The sequence below is a fragment of the Streptomyces sp. JLBG701 genome (genome assembly GCF_058544905.1).
This window is the reverse complement of the sequence record NZ_CM178588.1, coordinates 1165276-1187223: the sequence shown is the minus strand read 5'-3', so window position 1 is coordinate 1187223 and position 21948 is coordinate 1165276. Positions and strand designations below refer to the sequence as shown.

The following is a 21948-nucleotide window of genomic DNA, read 5'->3' as shown; positions in this document are numbered from 1 at the left end:
GGCCGGGACCTCCTGGGGAGTGGGACGGGGTCAGGCGGCCGCGTCGACGGCACGTCGGGCGATCATGTGGGCCGTTTCGTTCACCGAGTGCAGAACGATCCGGCCGCCGGGCATGCGCCGCACCCGGCTGACGGACGTGTAGCCGGGATGGAACCAGAACATCGTCGGCAGGCCGAGCACCGTCGCCAGGTAGGTGTTGGTGATCCCGCCGTGGCACACGACCGCGACCCGCCCGCCGGGATGGGCGTCGAAGATGGTGTCCATGGCGCGTACGGCACGCGCACGGAAGGCATCCCAGTCCAGATCGGGCACGAAGTCCTCGTAGCGTCCCTCGGCGAGTGCCGCCCCGCGGGGGTCCTCCGCGCCGATCTGCTCCGGTGGCATGTAGGGGTGGGAGACGTCGGTGTCCCACTCGCGCAGGTCGTCGAGGACGGTGGCCGTCATGCCGGTGAGCCGTTCCAGGGGAGCCACCGTCTCGCGGGCACGCAGGAACGGGCTGGTGTACAGGGCGTCGACGTCCTCGTGCACGAGCCAGGCGGCGAGACGCTCCGCCTGGGCGCTGCCCTCCGGCGACAGCCCCGGGTCGAACACACCCGCCAGGGGGAGGCCGTGCCGGACGAGGAGGAGTTCGGTCATGGGTGATCCTTCGTACGCGTGAGGGACGGGCGGGTCGGCTCAGCCGGCGATGGTCCGTTCCGAGCTCCAATAGGGGCGCCGCATCGCACGCTTGTCGAGCTTGCCCATCGCGTTGCGCAGCAGCTCGGGGACGAACTCGTACGACTTCGGGCACTTGTAGGCGGCGAGGCGGTCGCGGCAGAACCGGTCCAGGTCCTCGGTCGGCGGCTCGTCGGCCGCGGCCACGACCAGCGCCCGCAGCGACTCGCCGAAGTCCGCATCGGGCACGCCGATGACCGCGACCTCGGCGATCGCCGGGTGCTGCCGCAGGACCGCCTCGCTCTCGGCCGGGTACAGGTTCACGCCGCCGGAGACCACGACGTCCGCGGCCCGGTCGGTGATGAAGATGTAGCCGTTCGCGTCGACGTAGCCGATGTCGCCGAGCGTGAAGACGCCGGGGGAGAGGTAGGCGGACCTGGTCTTGTCCGGGTCCGCGTGGTAGCGGACGCCCTGGTCCTTCGGTGCCCGGAAGGCCAGCAGTCCTTGTTCGCCGGGCGGCAGTTGCCGACCGTCGTCGTCGGTGACCAGGACCTCGAACGGGGGCCGGACCCGCCCGACCGAGCCCGGGTGCGCCAGCCACTCGGCGCTGCTGATGCGGGCGACGGTTCCCGCTTCGCTGGCGCCGTACGACTCGGTCAGCACCGGGCCGAACCACTCGATCATGGCTCGCTTCACGTCCGGCGGGCACGCGGAGCCGGTGTGCGAGACCTGCCGCAGGCTGGAGACGTCGTAGCGGGCGCGGACCTCTTCCGGGAGGGCGAGGAGCCGTTGGAAGTGGGTGGGCACCATCACCGTCGAGGAGACCCGCCACCTCTGCACCCGGCTGAGGAACGTCTCCGCGTCGTATCTGTCGAGGACGATGACCGGCTGACCGGCCGCCAGGTGACGCAGCGAGGTCAGCGGCGCGTTGTGCTGCAGCGGGCCGCACACCAGGTGCGGTCCCGGCGGGAATCCCGGCCGGGAGGCCATCGCGGCGAGGTAGGCGGAGCTGTCGGCGACCGGGCCGCTCACCCAGCGCACCTCGGTGCCGCGCGCCCGTCCGGTGGTTCCCGAGGTGTAGACGAGCGGAGGCCGGGCGGGCCGGTCCGTCGGGGCCGTGTGCCCGGCGGGCGCGGCCGCGAGCCATGCGTCCCAGGCGAAGGCGTGCCCCACTGCCGGGGTTCCGTGCATCACGACCGGAAGGCCCAGTTCCCGGGCCGCGTCGAGGGCGGCACCCGCGCCGACCGGTCCGGCGATGATTCCGGTCACGCCCGCGTCGATGATCTGGTCGACGAGTTCGCCCGACGTGAGATTCCGGGATGTGGCCACGGTCCCCACTCCGGCACGCAGGCCCGCCAGATGGGCCACCAGCGTCGGGATCGCGTTGTCGCCGAGGGCTGCGACCCGGTCGTCGGGGCCGGGCGCGAGCTCCAGCAGCCGTGCCGTCGCCCGCGCCACCTGGTCGGCGAGGCCCGACCAGGACAGCACGCCCAGGTCGTCCGCCAGGGCGGGCTCGTCGGGTGTCTCCTGGGCGCGACGGTCGAGTGGCAGCAGCGACATGGCTCCTCCGGCGGCTCCTGGGCCTCTCCCGATTCGAAGGGAGAGGAGATGCGGAGACTGTAGCGTTTATCAAGAAAGTACGGAACACTCTGGTTCCAGGTGGAGTCATTTCCCCAAGTTTCAGAGGTGGTGGCGGTGTATTTCCGATCACCGTTACTCAAACTTCCGTCTGGTAAGTATTCGAGGAGGAGCCATGTCCCAGCCCGATCCGGACGCATGGCGCACACAGGTCCGGCAGTGGCTGGCCGGCGTGCTCGAACCGGCGCGGGCGCCGCAGTCCGCCACAGGGGCGGCCGACCTCGCCGTGTTCCACAACCTCCCGGAGGACGAGGAACGCCTGCTCCTGGAGCGCTGCCGCGTCTACCAGCGCGCCCGCTTCGACGCCGGGTACCAGGCACTGACCCTCCCCGAGGACAAGGGCGGCGCGGGCCTGACCGCCGCCCACGTGGCGGCCTTCGCCGAGGAGGAGTCCGCCTTCGAGGTGCCGCCGTCCACCGAGCTGATCAGCGTCACGGTGCGCCTTGTCGGCATGGCGGTCTCCCTGTTCGGGATGGCCGAGCAGCGTGACACGTACGCGCGCGCGTTCCTGCGCACCGACCTGCTGGCCTGTCAGCTCTTCAGCGAACCCGGTGCCGGATCCGACCTCGCGGCCCTGCGCACCCGTGCCCGCCAAGAAGGCGACGAGTGGGTGATCGACGGTCAGAAGGTGTGGACCTCGGGCGCCCAGTTCGCCGACTACGGGCTGCTGCTCGCCCGCACCGACCCGGACGTGGTCAAACAGGCCGGCATCACCGCCTTCCTGGTCCCGATGGACGCCACCGGCGTGGAGGTGCGCCCCGTCCGTCAGATGAGCGGCGGCGCCTCCTTCAACGAGGTCTTCCTCAGCGGCGTCCGTGTTCCGGACCGGCTGCGGATCGGGCGACCGGGCCAGGGCTGGGAGGTCGCCACCACCACGCTCGCCTTCGAGCGGACCGCCTCCGGCGGCGGCAACCGCCGCAAGGGCGGCACTTTTGCGGACGTCCTCGCACTCGCCCGCTCCCTCGGCCGCACCGAGGACCCGCTGGTCCGCCAGCGCCTCGCCGACCTGTACGTACGCGCCGCCCTGCGCGCGGCCACCGTGGACCGCGTCGCCAGGACGAGCGCCGCCGGCGGCCGGCCGGGCCCGGAGGCGTCGCTGACCAAACTCATGGCCTCCGACCTGCTCACCCGCACAGGACAGGTCGCCGCCGAGCTGATGGGCGCGCGGATCAGCGCCGACACCGGGGAGGCGGGCACCTTCGCCTGGGCGCAGCACCTGCTCGGCGCCCCCGGCTACCGGCTGGCCGGAGGCACCGACCAGATCCAGCGCAACCTGATCGGCGAACGGGTGCTGAAGCTGCCGCCGGAGCCGCGGGTGGACCGCATGCCGTTCTCGCAGCTTCCCGGCAACTGAGGCGCAGGGTCCTCTTCAACAGCAGCATTCGGCAGTCACATTCGGCAATCGCATTCGGCAGTCGCGTTCGCCAATCACAAAGGAGTGACATCGATGGATCTGGGACTGACAGGCGCGAAGGCGCTGGTGACCGGCGCGAGCCGGGGCATCGGCCGGGCGATCGCCACCACCCTGGCGGCCGAGGGCTGTGCCCTGGCGCTGTGCGCCCGGGGCGAAGAAGGACTGGCCAAGACCGCCGCCGAACTGCGCGGCGAGGGGGCCACGGTGTTCGCGGAACCGGTCGACGTCACCGACCCGGCCGCGCTCGTGGGCTTCGTGCAGCGCGCGGCCGGTGAACTCGGGGGCCTGGACCTGCTGGTGTCCAACGTCTCGGCGGGCAATGTGAAGGGCCCCGAGTCCTGGGAGGCCAGTCTGCGCGGCGACCTGATCCCGTTCGCGGGACTCGTCGAGGCGGCCCTGCCTCACCTGGAGGCCTCCGACCGGGCCGCCGTCGTCGCCATCGGCACCACCAACGCCTCCGACACCGCGCGCCCGGCCGGAGCGAACTCGTACTCCGCGCTCAAGGCAGCCGTGGTCCAGCACGCCTCGGCCCTCGCGCACGCCCTCGCGCCGAAGGGCATCCGCGTCAACACCGTCTCGCCCGGCCCGATCGACTTCCCCGGCGGCGCCTGGGAGACCATCCGCACCAGCCGCCCGGAGGTGTACGAGGAGGTGCTCGCCAAGCTCCCGATCGGCCGTTACGGCACCGCGCAGGACGTGGCCGCGGCGGTGGCGTTCCTGCTCGGGCGGACCGGCTCCTTCTGCGTCGGGGTCAACCTCGTGGTGGACGGCGGGCTGCTCACCCGCGTCCAGTACTGAGCCGTGGCGGGCCCGGCCGGCTGCCTGGACGCCGTGTTGGTCTGCGGCGGCCGCTGGCACGACTTCGACTACGCGCGGCTCCGGCTGCTGGAGCTGCTCGGTGAGCATCCACGAGTGCGCACCACCGTGTATCAGGACTACGACTGCGTGGCCGCGCTCGACAAGGCCGACCTGCTGGTCACCTACACCTGTGACGTCCGGCCCCGCCCGGCACAGCGGGCCGCGCTGGCACGGTTCGTCGAGCGGGGCGGGCGCTGGCTCGCCCTGCACGGCACCAACTCGGTGATCGAGCCGTCGGCGAGTGACGGACCGCGGGTGTTCACGACCCCGCGGCTCCTGTGGGAACTGGCGCCGGTGCTCGGCAGCCAGTTCCTGGCCCATCCGCCGATCGAGCCGTATGAGGTGCGGGTGACGCAGCCCGAGCATCCGCTGGTCGCCGGGGTCGGCCCGTTCACGGTGACCGACGAGCTCTACGTGTGCGAGCTGCACGGGGAGTTGGAGGTGCTGCTGCATGCCGAGTACACGGGGCCGTGCCGCGGTTTCGCCGAGGGTGACACGGCGGCCCTCGACGCCGCGCCCCGACCGGTGCTGTATCTCAAGCGGCACGGTCTCGGCGAGGTCTGCTACTTCACCCTCGGGCACTGCAGGGGCCGTTACGACGTACAGGACCTGGGCGTGGACGACACCGGCCGGGTGGATCGCGGGCCGTGGGAAACGCGGGAGTTCATGACGGTGCTGCGGCGGTGTGTGGGGCGGACGGTGAGTGGGCGAAACCCGGCAGAGGAGCGGGCCGGCACCTGAGCGAGGCTCGGGCGCCGGCCCTGCACGGGGCGCGGCTCAACCGTGCGGCAGTACCACCGCGCGGCCGTTGATGTCGCCGGCGTGCAGACGCTCGTAGGCCGTCGGCGCCTCGTCGAGTGTGAAGGTCTCGACGTGGGAGGAGACCAGCCCCTGTCGCGCCAGCTCGACGACCTCCATGAGTTCCGGGCGGCTGCCCCAGTAGGGGAACGAGGCGGAGACCTCGAACGGCAGCCCACCGCCGAAGCCGACCGCCAGGGTGCCCCCACCGATGCCGACGATCGTCACGTCGCCCTCCACCGCTACCGACGCCGCGGCCACCGCGAGCGTCGCCTCGGCTCCCACGAAGTCCAGCACCACGTCCGCTCCCGTCCCGCCGGTGAGCTCCCGCACCCGTGGGGCCGCCGCGCCGTCGGAGAGGAGCGTCTCGTGGGCGCCGACGGTGCGTGCCAGCTCGAGTTTCTCCTTGCTCACGTCGAGGGCGACCACCCTGGCCGGTGTCAGGGCGCGGAGCAGCTGTACGGCGAGGTGACCCAGGCCGCCGACCCCGATCACCACCGCTGTGCTGCCCGGGACCAGCTTGGGCAGTGACTTCCTGATCGCGTGATAGGGCGTCAGCCCCGCGTCGGTGAGCGGGGCGGCCTGCACCGGGTCCAGTCCGTTCAGCGGCACCAGGTGGCGGGGCGAGTCCACCAGCATGTACTCGGCGAGCGCACCGGGGGAGCCGAGTCCCGGCGGCAGGATCCCGAGCCCGGCGGCGCGCGGGCAGCAGTTCTCCTTGCCCTGGGCGCAGTTGTGGCAGTGCTCGCAGCCCCACGGGCCGTACACCGCCACGTCGTCGCCTTCCGCCACTGCCGTGACACCGCTGCCCAGGGCCGCGACCGTGCCGACACCCTCGTGGCCGAGCGTCATCGGCAGCGGGTAGGGGAACTGCTCCTCGGGCCAGCCCATGACCGCCAGGTCGGAGTGGCACAGCCCTGCCGCCGTCACCTTCAACAGCACCTGGCCCGGGCCCGGTTCGGGCACGGGAACCTCGACGACCTCGGGGGCGTGTCCCACCCTCCGGTACTGCACAGCCTTCATGGTCAGATCTCCTTGCTGGTGGCAGGCAGGGCGCCGCTCTCCGGGGGAGTCCCGGCGCCGGCAAGCGAAGGGATTCCCTTCCGGCGGCGCAGCACGGCAGGCAGGGCGATCCGGCCACCCGTGAGGACCAGCGCCACGATGAGGACCGAGCCGGTGAACAGGCTTGCGGCCCACTGCGCGCTGGTGGCGAGCCCGAGTCCGGTGATGCCCGTGCCGAGCAGGAGGACCGCGAGCACCGTGCCCCAGGCGTTGAAGCGGCCCGCCCGCAACTGGGTCGCCCCGACGAAGGCGGCGGCGTACGCCGACAGCAGATACGGGGTGCCCGCGGTCGGCGAGCCGGATCCGACCGAGGACGCGAAGACGATGCCGGCGAAGCCGGAGAGCAGCGCGGAGGCCACCAGGGTCAGAAAGCGCAGCCGGTCGGTGCGCACGCCCTGCAGCCGGGCCGCGTCGGCGTTGAAGCCGGTCGCGTACAACCGGCGCCCGGTGGCGGTGTGTTCCAGCAGGAACCAGATGGCGAGCGCGGCGAGCAGCAGATACAGCACCGGCAGGGTGATGCCGCCCGCGTCCAGCTGGGCAATGCTCGCGAACGGCTTGGCGAGCAGCTGCACACCGGTGATGGAGCTGTCGTTGGTGACCATGGTGATCAGCGACTGGATCAGCGCTCCGGTGGCCAGGGTGGCGATGAACGAGTCGACGCGCAGTACCACCACCACGATTCCGTTGACGACTCCGATCAGCAGCGCGGCGGCCATCGCCAGGGTGATCGCCGCGCCGGGACCGAGTCCGGCGGAGACCAGGAAGCGGGCGGTCAGCACGCTGGTGAGCGACATGGTGTAGGCGACCGAGAGGTCGAAGACGCGTGCGGCCAGTGGCGGTACGACGCTGAGTGCCACCAGGCCGGCCACGGCGTTGCCGTTCAGTACCTGCTTGACCGTGATGATGGTCGGGAACGTGTCCGGCGCCCACACAGAGAAGAGCACGACGATGACCAGCCACACGTATACGGCGCCGATGTTCCGGAACGACAGGGCGGTCACCGCCCGCCGGCCCAGTGCCCCGGGGACGAACACCGCGGACCTCTGCGGTGCGGACGGCGGCAGCTGCGCCGCCCGGGTCGGTGTGGATGTCATGTCAGAGGGTCCCTTCCAAGGCTCATGTCACTCGGTTCCTTCCATGGCGTGCACGAGCGCGGACTCGGTGACGTCCCGGCCACTGATCTCCCGTGCGATCCGGCCGTCGCGCACCACCAGGACACGGGTGCACAGAGCGAGCAGGTCCTGCGTGTCGGAGGAGCACACGATGACGCCCATGCCCTCGTCGGCCTGACGCTCTATCAGGTCGTATAGCTGCAGGCGGGTGGCGACGTCTACGCCCGCCGTGGGCTCGCACAGCGCCAGCACCGGCGGGCGCTGTGCCAGACAGCGCGCCATGACGACCTTCTGCTGGTTGCCGCCGCTCAGGGTGGTGATCCGCGCCCCGGGTCCGGCCGTGCGCACCCCTACCCGCCTGATCCAGTCCTCCGCCAGGGCGGACTCGCGGCGCCGGTGCAGTCGCCCCGCCCGGGCGCGCAGTCGGTGCAGGAGCGGGAGGGTGAGGTTCTCGCCGACCGAGAAGTCGCCGATCACTCCCTCGCCCGCCCGGTCCGCCGGGACCAGGGGAAGGCCCAGTGCGCCGGCGTCACGCGCCTCGGTCCACCGCTCGGAGCGTTCCGGCAGCCGCAGCCTGCCGCTCACCGGCCCGGCATGGGCCCCGCACACGACGTACGGCACGATCTCGTGGCCGGAGCCGACCAGGCCGGTGATGCCCAGACGCTCGCCCCTGGCCAGGTCGAGGTCGACTCCCCGCAGGGGCCCGGCCCACAGGTCACGGACCTCCAGCACCGGGTCGGCGGGACCGGCGGAGGGCGCCGGGCGGTGGTCGGTCTCCGTCTCCTCGCCCGCCATCAGTTCCGCCAGCGAGCGCGGAGTGAGCTCGGCGACCCGGCGTGTGGCGATCCGGCGTCCGCCGCGGATGACGGTGACCCGGTCGGCGAGCGCGAAGATCTCGTCCATCCGGTGCGAGACGTACAGGACGCCGGCGCCGGCGTCGCGGACCTCCCGCACGATGTCGAAGAGGCGGGCCACCTCGCCGGGCGGCAGCACGGCGGTGGGCTCGTCGAGCACCAGGACACCGCGGCCGCCGTCCCAGCCCTGCAGCGCGGCGGCGATGGCCACCACCGCGCGCTGCACGGGAGTCGCCGCCACCAGGGGACGGCGTACGTCGATGCCGAGACCGAACCGTTCGACGAGGGCGGTTGTGCGTCTCTCCATCTCCGGCCAGCGGATGTTGCCGAAGGCCGTGCGGGCGAAGCCGTGACTGAGCGCCAGGTTGTCGATGGCGCTCAACTCGCCCACCAGTCCCAGCTCCTGGTGGACGAAGCGGAGCCGGTCGTGGCGGGAGGCCGTGACATGGCCGAGGTCGAAGGGCTCGCCGTCGAGTTCGGCCACCGCACCCGGCTCCGCGTGGTGGAAGCCGGCGAGGATCTTGATGAGGGTGGACTTGCCAGAACCGTTGGGCCCGATGAGGGCGTGGATCTCGCCGGGCGCGACCTCGAGATCCACGTCCCTCAGTGCCTGGGTGCCGCCGAATCTCTTCGACAGGGCGGCCACCCGCAGTACCGGCCCGGTCAACTCAGGCCCCAGAGCGCCTTGAACTGCTTCTGGTAGCTCTCGACGATCGGGAAGTCACCGTCGGCGGAAGGCAGGTTGTCCTTGGTGACGAGCATGTTGGGCAGCGCCGCCTTCTGGTCCACGGCCATGGACTGGCCGGTGAAGTGCCGGGCCAGCGCGTCGGCCTGGAGCCAGGCCGTCTCATGGGAGTTCAGCGCCATCGCGCCGTCGGTGAGACCGCTCTGGATGTACTGGTAGTTCTGTGCGTCACCGACGTTGACGACGATGTGCTTGCCGGTGACGCCGGCGGTCTTCAGCGCGGCCGGCACACCCACGTTGAGCAGGCCCAGGGAGAACACGACATGGGTCACCTTCGGGTGCGACCGGAGGTACGACACTACGCGGTCCGGCATGTCCTTGCCCACCGAGGTGATCGGCACGTCGACGTTGTCCAGCGCGCAACCGGCGCACCACTCCTTGTACTTGGCCGCGAAGGCGTCCTTGACCGGCTTGAGGATCGTGTAGGCCGGAAGGTCGAAGTAGACGGTGTTCGCCTTTGCGTCGCTGTTCGACACCACCCATGAAGCGAGCATCTCGCCCTGGACGCCCACGTCGTCCGGCCCGTTCTTCAACAGGGAGATGCCGTCGCCCACCACGTCGTCGGCGTTCGACTGGATGACGGGGATACCGGCCGCCTTCAGCTGTGCCAGCTGCTTGGCGTAGACGGCACGTGGGAAACCGGAGGCGACGACGGCGTCCGGCTTGTCGCGTACGGCCTGTTCGTAGGCCGCCTGGACGGACTCCGGCGTGCCCTGGGTGGCGATCTGCTTCACCTTCCAGCCGAGTTGTCCCGCGGCGCCGGTGAAGAAGTCGGCGAGGTCCTTGCAGGACTGGACGCCGCACAGGATGAAGTCGATCTTCTTGCCCTTGGGGATCTGCTTGCCGACCGGCTGGGTGACGGAGATCGCGGCCGGGCGCTGCGCATACGTCTTCAGAGCCGCACGGGCCGCCGTCAGGCCGGGCGATCCGGGCGCCGCCGCCTGCGAGGAGTCTGCGGCCGGGGTCGTGCCGCTGCCGCACGCCGTCAGGGTGAGCAGGGCAGTGACGGGGACGATCGCGGTGAGGGCGCGGCGGACCGCGCGACCGGGTCTGGAACTCATCGTTGAGTACTCCCGTGGTGTGGCGCACGCAAGAGGTGCTGGGGAATGCAGGGCTGCGTCGATCGCCGACGTGGGGTACGGCGCGGGGCGCCGGGGTGAGAGCCCCGGGGCGCTGGGGCCGGGACGGGCAAGACCGTTCCGGAACGGAGAAACTTATGAGGCACTACAGCCTCAAGTGGGTCGGAGTGTGACATGCCCCGGCGTGCTTGGGGAGAGGGTCTCCGCAAGAAAATCCAGGATTTAAAGCTGATTCCGCGATGACCTCGGCAGATGCCGGCTCGTTCACCGTCGCGAGTGTTGCTCCCGACCGCAACCGGTAACTACACTCGCTCTAAAGTTTCTGCCGGAGGAGAGATGATGGACGAAACATCGGAGCTGGGCACGGCGCGGTGCCCCGGGCCCAGCGTCCAGGACTACCTCGACCAGGACAGCCGCCCTGTTCCCCCCGCCCTGAGGTACGAGCGGAACGACCACCTGGGCAGCGAGGACATCGACACCGCCCGCTTCACCTCCCGCGAATGGGCCGACCGCGAGATGCGGCAGGTGTGGCGCCGCGTCTGGCAGTTCGCCTGCCTGGAGAGCGAGATTCCCGAGGTCGGCGACCACGAGGTCTACGAGATCGGCGACGACTCGCTCATCGTCGTGCGCACGGCCCCCGAGGAGATCCGCGCGTTCGTCAACGTCTGCCTGCACCGCGGACGCAAACTGCGCACCGGCGGCGGCAACGTCAGCGAGTTCCGCTGCTCGTTCCACGGCTTCGCCTGGAACCTCGACGGCACGATGCAGACCCCGCCCTGTGCCTGGGACTTCCCGCACGTCACCCCGGAGAAGTTCGCCCTCCCCGAGGCCCAGGTGGCCACCTGGCGCGGCTTCGTCTTCATCAACATGGACCCGTACGCGGAGTCCTTCGACTCCTACCGCGGCACCTTCGACGACTACTACATCTGGCCACTGGAGAAGCGCTACAAGTCGCTGCACATCGCCAAGGTGCTGCCCTGCAACTGGAAGATCGCGCAGGACGCCTTCATCGAGTCCTTCCACGTGATCGCCACCCACCCGCAGATGCTGCCGTGGCTCGCCGACGCCAACTCCCAGTACGACGTCATGGCGGACCAGCCGAACTGGAACCGGATGATCAACATCCAGGGGGCGCCCAGCCCGCACGTGGCGGAGTCCGTCACGGAGGAGGACGTCCTCGAGACGTTCTACGACTCGCGCGCGTTCTACGCCGCGGCCCAGGGCCGCGACCTGGTGATACAGGAGGGCGACGAAATGCCGGCGATCCCGCCGGGCGGCACCGCCCGCCAGGTCCTCGCCGAGCGGATGCGTGCGCAACTGGCGGCCACCTCGCGCCAGGACTTCTCGCAGACCGCCGACACCGAACTGCTGGACGCCATCAACTACTTGTTGTTCCCCAACTTCAACCCCTGGGGCGGGGCCAAGTCCAACATCATCTACCGGTTCCGGCCCAACGGCCTCGACCCGGACTCCTGCACCGCGGAGATCATCTTCATGTCCTCCCCGAAGCAGCCCGGCGAGATGCCGCCCCCGGTGAAGATCCGCTGGGTGCCGGAGGACATGCTCTTCGCCGACATCCCCGAACTCGGCGTGCTCGGCCCCGTCTTCGACCAGGACTGCGAAAACCTCCCCTACGTCCAGCAGGGCCTCAAGGCGATGCGCAAGCCGGGCATCACCCTGGCCAACTACCAGGAGAGCCGCATCCGCCACTTCAACCGGACGCTCGACCAGTGGATGGACCAGTGACCCACCGCGTGGCGGTCAGACCCCTGGGCGTCGAGCTCGAAGTCCTCGACGGCGAGGACCTGTTCACCGCCGCCCGGCGGCTCGGTTACCGCTGGCCCACCGTCTGCGGCGGCAAGGGCACCTGCCGTACCTGCTTCGTCCAGGTGGAGGACGGCGCCGAGAACTGTTCCCCCGTGGGCCCGTTGGAGCGCGAGGGCATCGAGGCCCTGCGCAGGCCGGTGGACGGCCTGACCCGGCTCGCCTGCCGGCTGCGGGTCGAGGGCCCGGTGACCGTGACCAAGCGCGGCGTGCGCCGCCGAGTGCAGGAGTGAGACCCCCATGTCCAAGCAAGTGATCCACCCCCTGACCGGGCATGTGTACCGGCTCACCGAGGACGGACTCGTCGAGGTGACCGACCCCAGGACCGGGGCACAGGGCGTCTTCGACTTCCAGGCCCGGTGGCAGTCGGGCGAACTGCGCCACGCCGACCTTCAGATGGCCGGCTGGGTCGGCCGCCTCGCACAGCGGCGCACCCCGCCTCGGCCGGAGGCGTGACGCCGTGTCTCCGCGCACCACCCGCGTGGTCTGTCTGGTACGCCGCCCCGAAAAGGAGCCGGCCCCCGGTGACTTCACCGTCGAGGAACGCCCCCTGCCACCCCTCGGTGAGGGCCAACTCCTCGTCCGCAACCTCTACATGAGCGTCGACCCGTCCATGCGCGGGCGGCTGGAGAGCACCGAGAAGCACTACACGCACAACTTCACCCCCGGATCACCGCTCGACGGCCGGGCCCTGGGTGTCGTGGAGGAGAGCCGCTGTCCCGGCGTGCCGCCCGGTGTCTATGTCCGCCACCAACTCGGCTGGCGGGAGCGGGCCGTGCTGGACGGGGCGGACACCGACGGAGCGGATCGCATCGACCCGCAACTCGCCCCGCTGCCCACCTGGTTGGGGCTGCTCGGCCAGACCGGATTCACCGCGTACGTGGGCCTGACCCGGATCGCGGCGCTGCGCCCCGGCGACACCGTCTTCGTGTCGGCGGCGGCCGGGGCCGTCGGTACCGCCGCCGGCCAGTTCGCGCGCCTGCTGGGCGCGGACCGAGTCGTCGGCACCGCAGGCGGGCCGGAGAAGTGCGCCCTGCTGGTCAAGGAGTTCGGCTACGACGCCGCCGCGGACTACCGTGCCGAGCCGGTGCGCGACGCCCTGGCCCGGATGGCACCCGACGGCATCGACGTGTACTTCGACAACGTCGGCGGAGAGCAGCTCGCCGCCGCCCTGCACGCGCTGCGGACCGGTGGCCGGGTCGCCCTGTGCGGCATGATGTCGCAGTTCGGCGGCGCCCGACGGGCCGTGGACATCAACCAGTTGATCCAGGCGGTCCTCAAGCGGCTGACGCTGTGCGGTTTCATCGTCCGCGACCACGACGATCTGCGGCCGGAGTTCGAGCAGCGGGTCGCGGGCTGGCTCGCCGAGGGCCGGATCACCGCGCGGGAGACGGTCGTGGACGGGCTGGAGAACGCCGCGGGAGCGTTGCTGTCCCTGCTCGGCGGCGGAAACGTGGGCAAGATGCTGGTCTGCCTGGGCGATTCCGGCTGAAACGGCCCCTTCCGGCAGGCTGAAACGGCGCCCCCCGGCGGGGGGCGCCGTTTCAGCGCATGGGCTGTGACGCGGCGACGGTGTGGGCCGTCAGGGAGACCCCGACTCGGGTCAGCCCCGCCACGGCCGCCCGGAAGTCCTTGATGTGCGCGGTGGAGAAGTGCTCGTCCAGGGCCTGCCGGGAGGTCCAGTGCTCGTACACCCGGATACGCCGCTCGTCGGCGGGATCGGCGGTCATGGCGTAGTCCAGACAGCCGGGTTCCTGCTCGCGGGTATGCCGGCCCAGCTCGACGAGGGCCCTCAGCATGCCGGCGCGGTCGGCGGGCTCGTAGTCCATCCAGCCGGCGACGATGATTTCCTCAGCCACGGGATTCCTTTCGCGGTCGTGCCCGCGGGCCCGTCGCCCCGGTGCAGGGGAGCGACGGGCCCGCGGTGCTTCAGATGCCGAGCGGCGCCGGGACGCTGTCCACGGTGACGGTGCCCTTGTCGCCGTCGACCGTGATCACCATTCCGTCCCGCAGGCGCTGTGTCCCGACCTCGACGGAGATGACGGCCGGGATGCCCAGTTCGCGGCAGACCACCACGGCGTGGCTGTTGAGCGCGCCCACGTCCACCACGGCCGCTCCGGCGACCAGGAACAGCGGGGTCCAGGCCGCGTCCGTGATCGGTGCGACCAGCACCTCCCCGGGCTCCAGCGCCTCGCACGAGGCCGGGTCGGTGACCACCCGCACGCGGCCCGTGTAGGTGCCGTGGCTGCCGCCGACACCGCCGAGGACATCACCCTCGACGGCCGCCTGCGTCCGCTCCTCGGCGCGCCGGGGCCAGGTGCCGATGTCGGTCTGCGCGTCCTCCGCGACGAAGAACGGCGGTTCCAGGTCGTGCAGGGCGGCGTACTCCTCGAGCCGCCGCGCGATGACGGGGCCGAAGGACCCCGGGGCGGCGACATAGCCGTCGAGCTCGGTGTCCAGCAGCATCATCACGTCCTCGGGCCGGGCGAAGAGCCCCGCCTCGACGCCGCGGCGACCGAGCTCCCGTACGGCCATGCGGATCTCGTTGATGACGGTGACGCAGTTGGCCTTGGTGCGTTCGCGGGCCGGGATCCACACCTGGGAGGCGTGCATGCCGGCGTCGAACATGGGCTGTGTCTCCTCGGGCAGTGCGGCCCGGATCTCCTGTGCTGTCTGCTCGCGCCGTTCGGTCAGCCGTGTCCGGCGGGCGGCGGGGGAGTCGTCGTCGGGACTGTGGCGGATCCGGTCGACCAGGGCCAGTGCCTGGACGGGCGCCGCCTCCCAGGACAGCGCGTGGATGTCCCACTCGTTGGGGCCGCGGTCGCCGGATTCGGCCAGGAACTCTTCGAAGGCGTCGCGGAACGTCTTCACGTCGCCGCTCGCCCCGTCGAGGGCCTGCTCCACGGCGGCCGGACCCTGGTCGAACAGCGCGCTCAGCTCGGCCGAGGCCGCCACCTGGCGAGCCAGTGTCCACAGTCCGGTCGAGGGGGAGGCGGAGTCGACGTCGCCGAGACCGCCGATGAGGTCGAGCATGGCGCCGGGGCGATCCACGCTCGCGCACAGCGGGCCGAGGATCGCCGGTCCGACGGACGCGGGCAGCGAGGACTCGACGTGCCGCTGGAAGGTCGTCTCCACCTCGTCCAGCAACGACCGTGCGTACGCCACCAGTTCGGCCTCGGACAGCCGCTTCAGGTCGGGCCGGGAGCGGCGCAGTGCGCGCAAGCGCTGCCGGTCGGCGTCGGCCTCCGGGAAGCCGCTCTGGCCGAGCATCCGCTGAAGCGTCCCGCCCGCCTTGGCGGTCAGCTCCTCGTCCTGGTCGTCCGGGTGCGCCAGGTACACCGGCGTGTCGGAGCGCTGTCCGACGAAGGCCGCGTCGATCTGGTCCGCCGTCTGGCCCATGCGGATGCCGAACAGCCGCATGTGGGAGAGGTTGAGGTAGAAGTGGCCGCCGAACATGCCGACGAACGGCGGTCGGGGGCCGGCCACCTCCTCCTCGCGGTAGATGCCGAACCCGACGAAGCCGCGACGCCAGCCCTGCAGGCCCTGCCCCCACACCAGGGTCCAGCCCAGCGGGCTGGCGGGTTCCGGCAGGGTCTCGCCCGCGTTGGCGCGGGTGTAGTGCGGCAGCCGCTCACTGCGCTGCCAGTCCGTGATCCAGCTCTTCATGGCCGAGGTCTCCCGCTGTCCGTACCCGCGCCTACCACTGCGCCGTTCCGCCGTCGACACTGATCAGTGCGCCGGTGATTCCTGTGCCGGCCTCGCTCGCGAGCAGCGAGGCGACCGCCGCGATCTGCTCCACCGTGGTGATCTTCTTGGTGGCGGCGTGCTCGGCGAAGCGGCTCAGCCACTCCTCGTAGCTGATGCCCTCGGCCTCGGCCGCGGCTGGCCCCGCGGCGCGCATCAGGTCGGTGTCGACGGCGCCGGGGCAGATGGCGTTGCAGGTGATGCCCTGGGTGCCGTACTCGAAGGCGGTCGCCTTGGTCAGGCCGTGGATCGCGTGCTTGTTGGTGATGTAGTGGCTGATCCCCGGCTTGTTGGCCTGCTTGCCCTCGACGGAGGAGATGTTGATGATGCGGCCCCAGCCGTGCTCCAGCATCTTCGGCAGCGCTCGGCGGGTGCCGTAGAAGTAGCCGTTGACGTTCAGCTTGAGGGCGTCGTGCCATGCCTCGTCGCTGAGTTGGTGGATGGGGGCGAAGCCGGAGCTGCCGCCGACGTTGTTGACCCAGATGTCGAGCCGGCCGAAGCGTTCGGCGGCGAAGTCGGCGAGGCCCTCGATGTCCTCCTGGCTGTTGGCGTCGCAGGGGTGGAAGACGGCCCGGTCCCCGGCGCCCATCTCCTCCAGGGCCTGCTTGCCCTTGATCTCGGATCGGCCGCTGATGACGACCGTGGCGCCGTCGGCCACGAAGGCCTCGGCGATGGCGCGGCCGATGCTGCGCGTGCTGCCCGTGATCACTGCGACACGTCCGTCGAGGCTGCCCGTAGCCACCATGCTGTTCTCCCGCGAGTGTTGTTGGTTCGTCACCTGGTGGCTCTGGCGGCTTGGGCGCCGTCTTCCAGGTGTTGGTGGATGGTGCGGTGCAAGTGCTGGAGTCCGGGCTCGTTGCGTCCGAAGACGAAGTCGGTCCCGTCGAGGGCCTTCAGACCCTGCTGGACTCCGTAGGTGGTCGCGTAGTCCTCGTCGCGGACCACCTCGTGGAACCACTCGCCGAACCGGTCGGCGGCCTGGCGCTCCTCCTCGGTCACCGCCGGCTCCCGCAGCAGGATGATCTGCTGGGTCACCGACTCGGTGGCCGTCCGGGGGAGCACCAGGGAGACGGCGATCTTCTGGCGCCAGCCGCCGGCGATCGCGAGGCCCGGGAAGAGCCAGTAGATGGGCCCGACGCAGTCGCCCGGATCGCGCTGGTCCGGGGGCAGTTCGACCGCCTGCGCGATGGGGCGCAGGGCCGGTGCGATGCGCTGGTGGGGGCCCCAGGTGTCGTGGGCCATCATGTTGGAGAGGTTCGTCTCGAACACCGTCTTCGGGTGCAGCGAGGCGAAGTGGTACGTCTCCAGATATCCGTCGAGGGTGACCTTCCAGTTGGGACTGGTCAGCTCGCTGGTGGCGTAGTGGTGGCACTCCGCCAGCCGCATACCCTCGAGGAGCGGCTGCAGATCGCCCAGCCAGGCGTCCAGGTCGGGCTCGGCCGCCGGGTCCAGCGAGACGAAGACGATCCCCGCCCGCTCCCCGGCCGGAAGCCCGACCAGGCTGCGGCCCTCACGCGGAACGTCACCGAAGGTCTTCTCGGCGTAGACACCCCGCAGTTCGCCGGACAGGTCGTACGACCACGAGTGGTACGGGCAGGTGAGCCGCCTCGACACCCCGCAGCCGGGTTCGAGGAGCTTGGCCCCCCGGTGCCGGCACGCGTTGATCATCGCGTGTACGGCGCCCTGGCGGTCCCGGGTGATCAGCACGGGGATGCCGAGCACGTCGATCGCCTTATAGGTGTTCGGACCGGGCAGCTCGCAGGACATGGCGAGCGGCAGCGGGACGCTCCGGTGGACGGCGTCCGTCTCGCGTTGCCAGCGGTCGGCGTCGAGGTAGTTGGCGACGGGTTCCGTCCACTGCCCGTCCGCCTCGTGCGTCGTGTTGGCGCGGTAGTGCGCCATCACGCGCTCGACGAGTTCGGCGGCCTCCCGCCGCATCGTCAGGGATGCGGCGTCGGTGGACCGGTCCTGGCTGATCCACGAGGAGTATTCGGGGGCCGAGGGCGGGTTGCGGTCGGCGTCTGTCTCCCGGATCTCCGGCGAACTGGTCTGGACCACGATGTCCTCACAATCCTCCCAGCCGCGAGCCGGTGACCGGCTTCGGAATGCGACAGCTGGGCTGTGTCCGAAACTGCAACAGGACTTAGTGTGCTCTGTCAATAGAAAGTGGTGAAGTTGCGGCTCGGTCTCCCGTAGGGGTGGGTGCGATGGTCATGGTCCGACCGTTCGAGGTGGGCCTGGTGGTACGGGACTTGGGGCCGATGGAGCGCTTCTACCGCGACGTGATCGGCTGTCGCGCCGTGCACCGCTCGCGCGTACCGGTGGCCGTCGGCGGCCCGGCCGGACTGGGCGGCGAGCTGGTCGTCGTCTGGCTGCAGGTGCCCTCCGGGGGATGCGTCAAGCTGATTCTTCCCTCGTCGCCCGCGGTGCCGGCCCTCGTGGCGCATCCGCTGGCCGGACGTGCGGGGCTGTCGTATCTCACCTTCCGTGTTGACGACGTGGACCCCGTGGTGGCCGCGCTGAGGGCTGCAGGCGCCAAGCCCTTGTCGGACCCGGTCGTCGTCCGCGCGCACGGTCGGCGGATCACCTTCTGGACGGATCCGGAGGGCAATGCGGTGGAGCTGGTGGACGACCGCGGCGAGGAGTCGGGTCCGGGGCGTAGTAATTAGAGAATCTCTTCAGTAAGGTGCGTGACGCTGGTTACTGTAGAGCGACACTAGAAAGTCCACTTCCGTGGCACACCTCCCTCGGGCGAAGGGGCGGACGATGGCTCAGAAGAAGTCGGCCGATGCGGCCGCACACCAGGTATCCGCGCAGGTCATCAGGGATCTGCACGAGCGCATGGTGCGCATCCGGCTGTTCGAGACCGAGGCGGGCAAACTCATGGAGGCCGGCAAGCTGCCCGGCTTCCTGCACCTGTATGTCGGCCAGGAAGCCGTGGCCGCCGGCGTGATGGCGGCCCTGCGCGACGACGACCAGATCACCTCCACCCACCGGGGCCACGGGCACGCCGTGGCCAAGGGCGTCGGCCTCCGCGAGATGTACGCCGAGCTGTACGGGCGCGTCACCGGCGCCTGCCTCGGCCGCGGCGGCAGCATGCACATCAACGACCTCACCCGCGGCATGCTCGGTGCCAACGGCATCGTCGGGGCGGGCGTCCCGATCGCCGTGGGTGCCGCCTTCGCCGCCCGCTACAAGGGCGAGGACAGCGTCGCCGTGACCTTCTTCGGCGACGGCGCCACCAACATCGGCGCCTTCCACGAGGGCGCCAACATGGCCGCGATCCTCGGCCTGCCCGTCGTCTTCGTGTGCGAGAACAACGGCTACGCCGAATTCACGCCACAGTCCGGGCACATGCTGCTCACCGACGTCGCCGACCGGGCCGCCGCCTACGGCATGCCCAGCGTGATCGTCGACGGCATGGACGCGCTCGCCGTCCATCGCGCCGCCGCCGACGCCGTCGAACGGGCCCGGGCCGGCGAGGGCCCGATGATGATCGAGGCCAAGACCTACCGCTACTTCGACCATCAGGGCGTCAAGGGCCTCCGGCACCCCTACCGCTCGGACGAGGAGGTCGCCGAGTGGAAGGCCCGCGACCCCATCGACCTGCTGGAGACCTGGGCCGTCGCCGACGGCGCCGCGACCCGCGCGGAGCTGGACGACGTATGGCAGCGCACCCGCGACGAGATCGCCGAGGCCATCGCCTACGCCGAGACCAGCCCGCTGCCCGACCCCGCCGACCTGCTGCTCAACGTCTACTCGGGATGACCGCCATGACCACCACCACCGAAGCACCGGCCGTCGCCCCGAACGCCGCGGCCCGCAAACTGACCTACGTCAAGGCCTTCAACGAGGGACTCGCCCAGGCCATGCGCGAGGACGAGAGCGTCTTCGTCGCCGGCGAGGACGTGGCCGGATACGGCGGCGTCTTCCGCATGTTCGACAACCTGCTCGACGAATTCGGCCCCCGCCGCATGATCGACACCCCGATCTCCGAAGCCGCCCTCGTCGGCCTCGGCGTGGGCGCCGCCGCCCGCGGCCTGCGCCCGGTCGTCGACCTCATGTTCATGGACTTCATCGGCGTCTGCCTCGACCAGATCGTCAACCAGGCAGCGAAGATGAAGTACATGTTCGGCGGCGCGCTGTCCGTGCCGCTCACCATCACCACCGCCTCCGGAGCCGGCCTCGGCGCCGCGGCCCAGCACAGCCAGAGCCTGGAGGCCTGGCTGGCCCACGTGCCCGGCCTCAAGGTCGTCATGCCGTGCGACGCGTACACCGCCAAGGGCCTGACCGTCTCGGCCATCCGGGACGACAACCCGGTCGTCGTCATGCTCAACAAGGTCCTGCTCGGCAGCACCAGCGAGGTGCCCGAGGAGATCTACGGCATCCCGCTGGGTCAGGCGCAGATCGCGCGCCAGGGCAGCGATGTCACCGTGATCGCCCTGGGCCGCATGGTGGGGGAGGCCCTCGCGGCGGCCGACGAACTCGCGGCCGAGGGCGTCGAGATCGAGGTGATCGACCCGCGCACCGTGCAGCCCCTGGACACCGAGACGATGTTCGCCTCGGTCCGCCGCACCAACCGGGTGCTCGTGGTGCACGAGGCCGTCACCTTCGGCGGGCTCGGCGCGGAGATCGCCGCCCAGATCCAGGACGCCGCCTTCGATCACCTGGACGCGCCGGTTCTGCGCATCGGCGCCCCCTTCTCACCCGTCCCCTTCTCCCCGGTCCTGGAGAAGGCCTACGTCCCCGATCGCACCCGGATCGCCCAGGGCTGCCGGCGTCTCCTCGAAAGGTCGTGACCGACGTGGCGGTCGAGGTTCTGCTGCCGAAGATCGGCCTGACGATGCAGGAAGGCACGATCGACGAATGGCTCGTGCCCACCGGCGCCGCCGTCGCGGAGGGCGACGCCCTGCTGCGGCTGGCTACCGACAAGGTCGACGTGGACGTCGAGGCGGAGGCCGGGGGACTGTTCCACCCGGTGGTCGCGGCCGGGGCCACCGTCCCGGCCGGGGCCCTCATCGGCTGGCTGCTGGCCGAGGGCGAACAGCCACCGGACCCGGTGGGTACGCCGATGCCCGCCGGGTCCGGGTCCGGGACCGCTGCGCCCGCCCCCGAGGCCGGCGCGGCGCCCTCCGTGAACGGCACCGGTGAGAACGGCATCGGTGACCGGCTTCTGTCCTCGCCGAACGCCCGGAGGGTCGCCGCGGCCGCCGACGTCGACCTCACCTCCGTACGGGGCACCGGTCCCGGCGGACGGATCGTCTCCGAGGACGTGGAGGACTTCCTCGCGGCCCTCCCCGGCGACCTCGTCACCCTCGTCCCGTCGGGAGACACCCCCGCCTCACCGCTGGTCCGCAAGCTGGCGAAGGAGCGGGGCATCGATCTCTCCGAGGTGAACGGCACCGGGCCCGGCGGCCGGATCCGCAGGGCGGATCTGGATGGCGTCACTCCGGCGCCCGAAGCCACTCCCGCTCGTCCCAGTGAAGTCATCCCACTCACCGGGATGCGCGGCACCATCGCCCGCAGGATGCACTCCAGCCTCCAGGAGATGGCGCAGCTGACGCACGGCTACGAGGTGCGGATGGACGCCGTGGTGTCCCTGCGGGACCGGCTCAAGGAGGAGTGGGCCGACAGCGATCTGCCGGTCCCCAGCATCAACGACTTCCTGCTGAAGGCCGCGGCCCTGGCGCTGCGCGAGCACCCGCTGCTCAACGCGACGGTGCGGGAGGACGGTATCCATCTGCTCGACGAGGTCCACCTGGGCTTCGCGGTGGCCGTTCCGGGCGGCCTGATGGTCCCCGTGATCGAGGACGCGGTGGCGCTGCCGCTGCCCGAGATCGCCGGCCGGTCGAGGTCCCTGGCCCAGGCCGCACGCGAAGGGCGGATCTCCCCCGCGCAGTTGGAAGGGGCCACCTTCACGGTCACCTCACTCGGCGGATACGGCGTCGACTTCTTCACCCCCGTGATCAACCCCGGCAACGTCGCGATCCTCGGCGTGGGCCGGCTCAGGGACGGCGTCGAGTGGGTGGACGACCGGCCGCTGCGGACTCGGGTGCTCACCCTCAGCCTCACCTTCGACCACCGTGCCGTCGACGGGGCACCCGCGGCCGAATATCTGCGCACCGTAGGTGAGCTGCTGAGCAAACCCCTCCGCCTGCTGGTGTGA

21 protein-coding genes are annotated in these 21948 nt (G+C 70.9%); 11 read left to right on the top strand and 10 right to left on the bottom strand.

Annotated features, from left to right (window positions below):
• Positions 1-30 precede the first annotated feature (30 nt).
• The gene (locus AC5DRG_RS05490) at positions 31-636 is read right to left on the bottom strand and encodes a histidine phosphatase family protein (protein ID WP_266896124.1); all 606 of its coding nucleotides are present in this window, start codon (positions 634-636) and stop codon (positions 31-33) included.
• Between the two features lie 39 nt (positions 637-675).
• Complete coding sequence (locus AC5DRG_RS05485) at positions 676-2214, bottom strand: AMP-binding protein (protein WP_491808451.1); 1539 nt, start codon at positions 2212-2214, stop codon at positions 676-678.
• Between the two features lie 193 nt (positions 2215-2407).
• Between AC5DRG_RS05485 and AC5DRG_RS05480 the strand changes: the two genes are divergently transcribed.
• The 3 genes from AC5DRG_RS05480 (at position 2408) to AC5DRG_RS05470 (ending at position 5305) form a co-directional block, all read left to right on the top strand.
• Positions 2408-3646, top strand: coding sequence for an acyl-CoA dehydrogenase family protein (locus AC5DRG_RS05480; protein ID WP_491808450.1), 1239 nt, complete (start codon positions 2408-2410; stop codon positions 3644-3646).
• Positions 3647-3739: 93 nt separating this feature from the next.
• Positions 3740-4504: an SDR family NAD(P)-dependent oxidoreductase gene (locus AC5DRG_RS05475; RefSeq protein WP_471040522.1), complete on the top strand. Its 765-nt coding sequence runs from the start codon at positions 3740-3742 to the stop codon at positions 4502-4504.
• Positions 4505-4507: 3 nt separating this feature from the next.
• Positions 4508-5305, top strand: a complete 798-nt coding sequence (locus AC5DRG_RS05470; protein WP_491808449.1) for a ThuA domain-containing protein — start codon at positions 4508-4510, stop codon at positions 5303-5305.
• A gap of 36 nt (positions 5306-5341) precedes the next feature.
• On the opposite strand, the gene AC5DRG_RS05465 is transcribed toward AC5DRG_RS05470, so the two are convergent.
• The 4 genes from AC5DRG_RS05465 to AC5DRG_RS05450 are packed head-to-tail and all read right to left on the bottom strand — an operon-like array spanning position 5342 to position 10196.
• Complete coding sequence (locus tag AC5DRG_RS05465) at positions 5342-6385, bottom strand: NAD(P)-dependent alcohol dehydrogenase (RefSeq protein ID WP_491808448.1); 1044 nt, start codon at positions 6383-6385, stop codon at positions 5342-5344.
• 2 nt (positions 6386-6387) lie between these two features.
• Positions 6388-7518: an ABC transporter permease gene (locus AC5DRG_RS05460; protein WP_491808447.1), complete on the bottom strand. Its 1131-nt coding sequence runs from the start codon at positions 7516-7518 to the stop codon at positions 6388-6390.
• Positions 7519-7545: 27 nt separating this feature from the next.
• A complete protein-coding gene (locus AC5DRG_RS05455) occupies positions 7546-9057 on the bottom strand; it encodes a sugar ABC transporter ATP-binding protein (RefSeq protein WP_491808446.1) in 1512 nt (503 codons plus the stop codon).
• Positions 9054-10196: a sugar ABC transporter substrate-binding protein gene (locus AC5DRG_RS05450; RefSeq protein ID WP_491808444.1), complete on the bottom strand. Its 1143-nt coding sequence runs from the start codon at positions 10194-10196 to the stop codon at positions 9054-9056. Before AC5DRG_RS05450 ends, AC5DRG_RS05455 begins: the two co-directional genes overlap by 4 nt.
• Positions 10197-10553: 357 nt before the next feature.
• Here AC5DRG_RS05450 and AC5DRG_RS05445 point away from each other — a divergent pair, with 357 nt between their 5' ends.
• Genes AC5DRG_RS05445 through AC5DRG_RS05430 form a run of 4 tightly spaced genes read left to right on the top strand, consistent with a single transcriptional unit; the run spans position 10554 to position 13530 of the window.
• Positions 10554-11960, top strand: coding sequence for an aromatic ring-hydroxylating oxygenase subunit alpha (locus AC5DRG_RS05445; RefSeq protein ID WP_491808443.1), 1407 nt, complete (start codon positions 10554-10556; stop codon positions 11958-11960).
• Between the two features lie 8 nt (positions 11961-11968).
• On the top strand, positions 11969-12271 hold the full coding sequence (locus AC5DRG_RS05440; RefSeq protein ID WP_266896144.1) for a 2Fe-2S iron-sulfur cluster-binding protein: 303 nt from the start codon (positions 11969-11971) through the stop codon (positions 12269-12271).
• A 7-nt stretch (positions 12272-12278) separates the two neighbouring features.
• Positions 12279-12494, top strand: coding sequence for a transposase (locus AC5DRG_RS05435; RefSeq protein WP_491808442.1), 216 nt, complete (start codon positions 12279-12281; stop codon positions 12492-12494).
• A 4-nt stretch (positions 12495-12498) separates the two neighbouring features.
• Entirely contained in the window at positions 12499-13530 is a 1032-nt protein-coding gene (locus AC5DRG_RS05430; RefSeq protein ID WP_491808440.1) for an NADP-dependent oxidoreductase, read from the top strand.
• 52 nt (positions 13531-13582) lie between these two features.
• Here AC5DRG_RS05430 and AC5DRG_RS05425 read toward each other — a convergent pair whose 3' ends face one another.
• The 4 genes from AC5DRG_RS05425 to AC5DRG_RS05410 form a co-directional block, all read right to left on the bottom strand.
• Positions 13583-13897, bottom strand: coding sequence for a putative quinol monooxygenase (locus AC5DRG_RS05425; protein ID WP_351564158.1), 315 nt, complete (start codon positions 13895-13897; stop codon positions 13583-13585).
• A gap of 70 nt (positions 13898-13967) precedes the next feature.
• Positions 13968-15704 (bottom strand): PEP-utilizing enzyme, encoded by a 1737-nt coding sequence (locus tag AC5DRG_RS05420; RefSeq protein ID WP_491808439.1) that lies wholly within the window; start codon positions 15702-15704, stop codon positions 13968-13970.
• A gap of 31 nt (positions 15705-15735) precedes the next feature.
• A complete protein-coding gene (locus AC5DRG_RS05415) occupies positions 15736-16527 on the bottom strand; it encodes an SDR family NAD(P)-dependent oxidoreductase (RefSeq protein WP_351564154.1) in 792 nt (263 codons plus the stop codon).
• A gap of 29 nt (positions 16528-16556) precedes the next feature.
• The gene (locus AC5DRG_RS05410) at positions 16557-17840 is read right to left on the bottom strand and encodes an aromatic ring-hydroxylating oxygenase subunit alpha (RefSeq protein ID WP_491808438.1); all 1284 of its coding nucleotides are present in this window, start codon (positions 17838-17840) and stop codon (positions 16557-16559) included.
• Between the two features lie 155 nt (positions 17841-17995).
• Between AC5DRG_RS05410 and AC5DRG_RS05405 the strand changes: the two genes are divergently transcribed.
• The 4 genes from AC5DRG_RS05405 to AC5DRG_RS05390 all read left to right on the top strand — a co-directional run bounded on the left by AC5DRG_RS05405 (position 17996) and on the right by AC5DRG_RS05390 (position 21948).
• Positions 17996-18451, top strand: a complete 456-nt coding sequence (locus AC5DRG_RS05405) for a VOC family protein (RefSeq protein WP_491808437.1) — start codon at positions 17996-17998, stop codon at positions 18449-18451.
• Positions 18452-18548: 97 nt separating this feature from the next.
• Positions 18549-19550 carry a thiamine pyrophosphate-dependent dehydrogenase E1 component subunit alpha gene (locus AC5DRG_RS05400; protein WP_491808436.1) on the top strand — a complete coding sequence of 334 codons (1002 nt, stop codon included), beginning with the start codon at positions 18549-18551 and terminating at the stop codon, positions 19548-19550.
• Between the two features lie 5 nt (positions 19551-19555).
• Positions 19556-20581, top strand: coding sequence for an alpha-ketoacid dehydrogenase subunit beta (locus AC5DRG_RS05395; RefSeq protein WP_491808435.1), 1026 nt, complete (start codon positions 19556-19558; stop codon positions 20579-20581).
• On the top strand, positions 20578-21948 hold the full coding sequence (locus AC5DRG_RS05390; protein WP_491808434.1) for a dihydrolipoamide acetyltransferase family protein: 1371 nt from the start codon (positions 20578-20580) through the stop codon (positions 21946-21948). Before AC5DRG_RS05395 ends, AC5DRG_RS05390 begins: the two co-directional genes overlap by 4 nt.